General features: G+C 46.5%; 5 protein-coding genes and 1 pseudogene. All 6 read left to right on the top strand.

The genetic code is table 11. From position 1 onward, the window contains the following. A pseudogene (locus tag QTO00_RS12420) lies at window positions 1–476 on the top strand (phosphoribosylglycinamide formyltransferase); the annotation flags it as partial. Window positions 477–583: 107 nt separating this feature from the next. Beyond that, a complete protein-coding gene (locus QTO00_RS12415) occupies window positions 584–1,558 on the top strand; it encodes a DUF3187 family protein (RefSeq protein ID WP_331425090.1) in 975 nt (324 codons plus the stop codon). Window positions 1,559–1,673: 115 nt separating this feature from the next. Further along, on the top strand, window positions 1,674–2,384 hold the full coding sequence (gene hutC, locus QTO00_RS12410) for a histidine utilization repressor (RefSeq protein ID WP_331425089.1): 711 nt from the start codon (window positions 1,674–1,676) through the stop codon (window positions 2,382–2,384). Window positions 2,385–2,492: 108 nt separating this feature from the next. Next, on the top strand, window positions 2,493–3,704 hold the full coding sequence (gene hutI / locus QTO00_RS12405; protein WP_331425088.1) for an imidazolonepropionase: 1,212 nt from the start codon (window positions 2,493–2,495) through the stop codon (window positions 3,702–3,704). Beyond that, on the top strand, window positions 3,697–4,695 hold the full coding sequence (hutG, locus tag QTO00_RS12400; RefSeq protein WP_331425087.1) for a formimidoylglutamase: 999 nt from the start codon (window positions 3,697–3,699) through the stop codon (window positions 4,693–4,695). The genes hutI and hutG overlap by 8 nt, the downstream gene beginning before the upstream one ends. A gap of 82 nt (window positions 4,696–4,777) precedes the next feature. Further along, window positions 4,778–6,280: a histidine ammonia-lyase gene (hutH, locus tag QTO00_RS12395; RefSeq protein ID WP_331425086.1), complete on the top strand. Its 1,503-nt coding sequence runs from the start codon at window positions 4,778–4,780 to the stop codon at window positions 6,278–6,280. Window positions 6,281–6,409: the final 129 nt, after the last annotated feature.

Here is a 6,409-nt window from a genome sequence, read left to right as displayed (position 1 = left end):
ACTTTTCCGGACTAAAGTCCTCTCAACGTGCAAAAGAAAAAATTGCTCATGAGCTTAATGGTCAACCAGAGCGAATTACCGACCTCGCCCGTGCAACGATTGTAGCGAATGATATCCAAGGCATCGTGTCTGCTTTCGAGGTCCTCAACAGAGAAACAACCATAGTTAGCGTTAAAAACCGATTTAAAAAACCTGCTGCGTCTGGCTACCGCGACCTCAACGTATTAGTTCAACTTCCCAAAACTAAGCTCATTGCTGAAGTACAAATTCATCTAAAAGCCATTGCTGATGTGAAAAGTGGCCCAGAGCACGAAATCTACAAACGTATTCAAAAAATTGAACGTGCCGCCGCCAATGAAGCGCGTGACTTCAATCAATTTGAAATGGCCCAGATTCGCAACATGCGCAGCGAATCTAAAGCGTTATACCAAAATGCTTGGCAGCCTTACATCACGACTCACCTGAGCGCTGCTTAACTTCATCAGGTTTATCTACACTAGCTAGATAAGCCTCCCTACTTAGTAAACACCCTCCAATTAAACTATATTCTTATCAGGTAGATAATGATTTAGTTGGAGGGGTTATGAGATGGATCCTCTGTAGTTTAACCTTCACCACTCTCGTTTTAGCCATGGCCGAGGCGTCAGCAGATGATGGATTTGGCCCGTTGCAAAGCTATGCGCAATCTCCTCTCCATGCTAATGTCCTGTCTCCACAATTGCGTTCTGGCTTTTCGTTGGGTCAACATGAATATGAACTGTATGGCTCAGGCATTATTTCCAGTGTATGGGCGGTAACCGCCAGTTATGAGCTCGACTATTACCAAAACCAGATCGCGATCGGCGGAAAATGGCAGCTTAATTCCAACTGGCAAATCGACTTACAGTATCGCTGGAATTTTGCCGCAAATAATCACCTTGATAGGCCGACCATGGCCTTTCACGACTTTGTAGGCATCGACCAAAATGGCCGAGAGGACGTAGAGAAAAACCGGTTCGTTATTGATATGCCAGCTTACGGAGTTCAAGAGCAAGGGTTTCGTGGCGAAACTTTAAGCAGTGCGATTACTGGGTATGCCCAATATCAAATCTATTCAGACGAGAATCACGGTCTATCATTTGGAGGCTCGCTCTATTACAACGACACAAGCAATGGCCTATTTAGTGCTTCTCAATTTGAACAAGGAGTACAGGTCAATTATGGTTATGTGCAAGATAAACACGCCTTTGACGCCACTGCTGCTTTTACTTTCAGAAGCACCCCGACCGACTTTATCCAAATGCCATATAGAAACAGTACTTGGAGTATGGCAGTTAGCTATCGATATGCATGGTTTGAAAACCATACTTTGATCGCTCAGTTAGCCAGCCATCAAGGGCTTTTAGACGATGGTGGAGAGTTCTCAAAACCCTCCACCGAATTTACTTACGGCTATCGATATACCCACGAAGATACCGCAATCGAGATCACCATAGTGGAAAACATGTTCCACGCGGATAACAGCACCGATATTGCAATAGGCCTTGCTTATCGCTATCGCTTCGGTGCTAGTTCCTAAAATGACTAGAAAAGCTAGCGACAGATCGAATTTACTGTTCATTTTTAAAGACATTCTTGCATTTATTAGCCAAATGTATAACCATTTGTATAGTCAAATATAAAAACAGATTCCTATGAGCAGTTCGCCACTTTATCTACAAATTAAAACCTATATTACTGACCAGATTGAGCAAGGTTATTGGCCTGTGGGTCACCGCATTACGACGGAACTGGAACTAACTAAACAGTTTAAAGTTAGCCGTATGACAGTGAATAAAGCGATTCGAGACCTCGTGTCGGAAGGTAGGCTAGTTAGGAGACCACGCTTAGGGACCTTCGTTTGTGCGCCCGAAGACAAAGCAGAGTCGCCTCTACTTGATATTCGTAACATCGCCAAAGAGGTCGAGCAGAGAGGTAAAACCTATAGCAGCAAAGTGATCAAGCAAATAGCCATCACAGCGGATGATAATGTGGCAATGAAGCTTGGTGTGATGCTTGGCAGCGCTGTGTTCTATAGTGAAATCATACACTTTGAAGATAAGTCCCCTATCCAGCTCGAGATCCGCTGGGTAAATGCAAGCTATGCTCCTAGCTATCTAGAGCAAGATTTTTCACAAATAACACCTAACCAATACCTATCAGAGAACTGCCCATTAAGCGCGATTGAACATACTGTAGAAGCCATTGTTGCCGATGAATCTGTCCGTTCTGCGCTACGAATTGGGGTCAATGAACCCTGCCTACTGTTAAATAGACGCACATGGAGCGAAAATAAGCTTGTCAGCACCGCATTACTCTATCATCCTGGTGCTAGATACAAATTAAGTTCTAAAGTCCTCCTTTAATATGAAATATCGTACTTTTAACTGATCACATTTTCGCAACATCGCACTTGATCAAATCCAATACTTAAACCATTATTTGTATATACATTTAAACTTAACTATTAAACTATGACTTTGAGCAACGATTTGGTTTTGGTAAACGCAAAACTCGTCACGATGGAACCAGGCAGCGAAGGCTATGCTGTATCACCTGTTTGTAATGTCCATATCAAAGACGGCCTTATCCACTCAATGACTCAGGGCGACGTTACCTCAGCAAACCGTTTCGATTGCAAAGGCAAGTTAGTCACACCTGGCTTTATTGATTGCCATACTCACCTAATTTTCGCAGGTAGCCGCGCTGACGAATTTGAAAAGCGCTTACAAGGCGTGCCCTATCAAGAGATCGCGAGACAAGGCGGTGGCATTCTTTCTACTGTTCGAGCAACTCGTGCAGCAAGTGAACAAGAGCTTACTGAGTTAGCACTGCCGCGCTTGGACGGCCTAATTCGCTCAGGTGTCACATCCGTTGAAGTGAAATCTGGCTACGGTTTAACGCTTGCAGACGAACTCAAAATGCTCCGTGCTGCAAAAGCGCTAGAAGCACACCGCAAAATTCATGTTTCAACTACGCTACTCGCCGCACACGCCCTTCCGCCTGAATATTCGGGCCGCGCTGATGATTATATCGAGTATATCTGCCAAGAGATCATTCCTGCAGCAGCAGAAGAAAAACTCGCGACCAGCGTGGATGTATTTTGTGAATCGATAGGTTTTAACCTAGCGCAAACAGAAAAGGTCTACCAAACCGCTATTGAACATGGACTCGCAATCAAAGGTCACACAGAGCAACTGTCGAACTTAGGTGGCACGGCTCTAACCGCCAAATATGCAGGCTTATCAGCTGATCATATTGAATTCTTAGATCAGGCAGGGGTTGAGGCTCTCGCTCAATCTAGCACAGTCGCTACCTTACTCCCTGGCGCATTCTACTTCTTGAAAGAGTCTCAACTTCCTCCAATCGAACTGCTACGCCAGTATCAAGTGCCAATGGCCATTGCCACAGATTTAAACCCAGGCACATCACCTTTCTCAGATTTGACTATGATGATGAATATGGGCTGTACGCTGTTTGGCTTAACCCCAGAAGAAACCTTGCGGGGTGTCACTCATCACGCAGCTCAGGCCATCGGCCATGGAGAGAGTAAAGGGCAAATCAGATCAGGTTTTGACGCTGACCTCGCGATTTGGGATGTCACTCATCCAGCCGAGTTTAGCTATTTCCAAGGTGCGCCTCGCATAGCGGCTCGCCTTGTTGCAGGAGAGCTCGAGCATGTCTAATTCGCTGATTACCAATCAAGACTTTCATTGGCAAGGTCGCCACGATGCAGAAGACGGTGCGCTTGGCAAACGGGTGCACCATGTGGTCAGAAAGATGCAGGTAGAAGAGCTACAGCCGCACAATGACGCGGTCAGCTTACTGGGATTTTGTAGTGATGCAGGCGTCGCTCGCAACAAAGGTCGTATCGGCGCCAAACGCGCGCCAGATTTGATTCGTCGTGCTCTGGCTAATATGGCATGGCACAACACAAGCCATTTAATTGATCTTGGCAATGTTATTTGCGATGACGATTTACTCGAACAGAGCCAAACGCAGTGCGCCAGCGTTATTGCAACTGCACTACGTTCTACGCCAGTGATCACGCTTGGTGGCGGCCACGAGGTCGCTTGGGCCTCTTTTTTGGGGCTCGCTCAATACTTCGAGTATCTCAACCCAGCCAAACCGCCTAAGATCGGAATTATCAACTTTGACGCCCACTTTGATTTGCGTGCCTTTGAAAGTCATCACGCCGACGTCAAACCCAGCTCTGGCACACCATTCAACCAAATTCAACACTACTGTGCAACACGAGACTGGCCATTTCATTATGCTTGCTTAGGCGTGAGTCGTGCTAGTAATACTGAGGCACTATTCAAACGCGCTGATGAGCTAGGGGTTTGGTACGTGGAAGATCACGAGTTAAACCATCACAACCACATTTATCATCTAACTCAGCTTCAGCACTTTATTGATAACTGTGACTACATCTATCTCACTATAGATTTAGATGTGTTCCCAGCGGCCACCGCTCCTGGCGTCAGCGCGCCTGCCGCTCGCGGGGTCAGCATGGAAATGCTCGCACCGTTTTTACAACGCATTCTGCATTACAAACAAAAGCTAGTGATTGCTGATATCGCCGAATACAACCCAACTTACGATGTCGACAGCCAGACGGCTCGCCTCGCAGCCAGGTTGTGTTGGGATATCGCCAACGCTTTCTCACAAGAATAACAAAACAGACATAGTGGCTAAGTAGGTGCAAAACAGCGCCCTAGCCCTCTGTTTGCTGTCATAACCTAGTTAGGAGAACAAAATGACGTTTAGATACGGTGTTGATCGTTTGGATCTTGATATTGTAAACGGCATCGCGAATGGAGACATCGAAGCAAAACTTTGCCCCGAAGCCATAGCAAAAATTAATGTCAGCCGTGCCAATGTCGATAAGATGGCCAGCTCAGATAAGGCGGTGTATGGCATTAATACCGGTTTTGGGCCGCTGTGCGACACGCAAATATCACCCGAAGAAACGCATTTATTACAAAAAAATCTGCTTATCACCCATGCGGTTGGTGTCGGCAATCCGATCGACAAAGCGATTTCTAAGTTGATGCTCATCACCAAAGTTCATGCCCTTAGCCAAGGCTTCTCAGGTATACGTTTGGAAGTGGTCGAGCGGATGCTGACGTTCCTCAAGCTGGACCTTATTCCAGTGGTGCCTGAACAGGGGTCTGTGGGTGCTTCAGGCGATCTAGCCCCTCTATCACACCTGTTTTTGCCACTGATTGGCGAAGGTGAATTCTGGCAAGATGACCAAACCGTGCCAGCCAAAACTTTACTAGAGGCTCATGGGTTAGAGCCACTGGAGCTACATGCAAAAGAAGGCTTGGCGTTAATTAATGGGACTCAATTTATTCTTTCCCATGCCATTACTGCACTAACTAAAATGCGTTACATGCTCGATCTTGCCGATGTCGCTGGCGCGATGAGTATCGAAGGTATGCAAGGTAGTGAGTCACCGTTCCGCGACGAGTTACACCAAACACGCGCTTTTGTTGGCAACTTAGAAGTCGCGGCGCGCATGAGAAGATTGCTCAAAGACTCTGAGAACATGGCGTCCCACAACAACTGTGGTCGTGTGCAAGACCCGTATTCACTGCGTTGTATTCCCCAAGTTCACGGTGCTTCTCGTAATGCTTACTACCACTTAAAAGAGATGGTTGAAATCGAGATGAACTCAGTGACCGATAACCCAATTGTTATCAGTAGTGAAGAGGCGATTTCTGGCGGTAGCTTCCATGGCCAACCATTAGCTATGGTTCTCGATTATGCAGCGATCGCAGCTGCCGAACTAGGCAATATCGCGGACCGCCGTTGTTACCTTCTACTGGAAGGACTGCATGGCTTGCCGCGCCTACTGACTGTCGCAGGTGGCCTCAATTCAGGCATGATGATCCCGCAATATGCGACAGCCGCATTAGTCACAGAAAATAAGTCACTCTGTTTCCCTCCATCGGCAGATAGCGTACCCACCTCAATGGGTCAAGAAGATCATGTGTCGATGGGCAGTATTTCAGGTCGAAAACTCAATCAAATCCTAGGCAATTTGGACAAGATTCTTGCCATTGAGCTGATGTATGCCGCACAAGCACTGGAATTTAGAAGACCTAACCGTTGCTCCGATCTTATTGAGCAAAACTTCGAATTGATCCGCTCTAAAGTCGCCAAGCTCGAAGAAGATAGGCTACTCAAACCGGATATAGACGCGATGGTGGAATTAGTGAAATCCCAAGCTTTCACTGTGAGTTTTGACGCTTAATTTTGGAGAAAACGATGACTGTTGTACTTAGCTTTCAAGAACAAATTAAACAGGGCATTCCTGAGCAACTGCCACCATCGAAACCCTATCCGGCGAACGTTAACCGTGCGCCAAAGCGTAAAGATATTC

It is taken from the genome of Vibrio sp. M260118 (genome assembly GCF_036533755.1).
In the GTDB taxonomy this organism is placed as follows: Bacteria; Pseudomonadota; Gammaproteobacteria; order Enterobacterales; family Vibrionaceae; genus Vibrio.
Note: the sequence above shows the minus strand (reverse complement) of the source record. Positions and strands in the feature narration are given on the sequence as shown.

Coding starts and splice junctions, on each gene's coding strand:
- hutH (WP_331425086.1), top strand. CDS start 4,778: ATGACGTTTAGATACGGTGTTGATCGTTTGGATCTTGATATTGTAAAC.
- hutG (WP_331425087.1), top strand. CDS start 3,697: ATGTCTAATTCGCTGATTACCAATCAAGACTTTCATTGGCAAGGTCGC.
- QTO00_RS12415 (WP_331425090.1), top strand. CDS start 584: ATGAGATGGATCCTCTGTAGTTTAACCTTCACCACTCTCGTTTTAGCC.
- hutI (WP_331425088.1), top strand. CDS start 2,493: ATGACTTTGAGCAACGATTTGGTTTTGGTAAACGCAAAACTCGTCACG.
- hutC (WP_331425089.1), top strand. CDS start 1,674: ATGAGCAGTTCGCCACTTTATCTACAAATTAAAACCTATATTACTGAC.